Source organism: Ensifer sp. NM-2 (genome assembly GCF_003024455.1).
GTDB lineage: Bacteria > Pseudomonadota > Alphaproteobacteria > Rhizobiales > Rhizobiaceae > Ensifer > Ensifer canadensis.
The window spans coordinates 1-475 of the sequence record NZ_PVZR01000132.1; the positions used below are offsets into that span (position 1 = coordinate 1).

The window sequence follows — 475 nt, forward strand, 5'->3', positions numbered from 1 at the left end:
GGCGGCCTGCAGACGATCGACATCAAGCTGCCGGCGGTGGTGACCACCGACCTGCGCCTGAACGAGCCGCGTTATGCCTCGCTTCCCAACATCATGAAGGCGAAGAAGAAGCCGCTCGACAAAAAGATCCCTGCCGACTTCGGCGTCGACACGACCGCGCGGCTGAAGGTGCTGAAGACCGAGGAGCCGGAAGGCCGCAAGGCCGGCATCAAGGTCAAGTCGGTGGCCGAACTGGTCGAAAAGCTCAAGACCGAAGCCGGCGTACTCTGAGCACTGGAAAGGGAGAACAAAACCATGGCTATTCTGCTTTTGGCTGACCACGACGGCAGCCACCTTTCCGACCAGACGGCAAAGGCGCTGACGGCGGCCGCCAAAATCGGCGGCGACGTGCATGTGCTGGTGGCCGGTGCCGGTGCCAAGGCGGCTGCCGACCAGGCCGCCAAGCTTTCCGGCGTTGCCAAGGTGCTGGTGGCCG

At 63.8% G+C, this 475-nt stretch carries 2 pseudogenes; both read left to right on the forward strand.

Going from position 1 to position 475, the window contains the following annotated elements:
• Positions 1 to 270: pseudogene (locus tag C6558_RS39125) on the forward strand (electron transfer flavoprotein subunit beta/FixA family protein); the annotation flags it as partial.
• A 24-nt stretch (positions 271 to 294) separates the two neighbouring features.
• A pseudogene (locus C6558_RS39130) lies at positions 295 to 475 on the forward strand (electron transfer flavoprotein subunit alpha/FixB family protein); the annotation flags it as partial.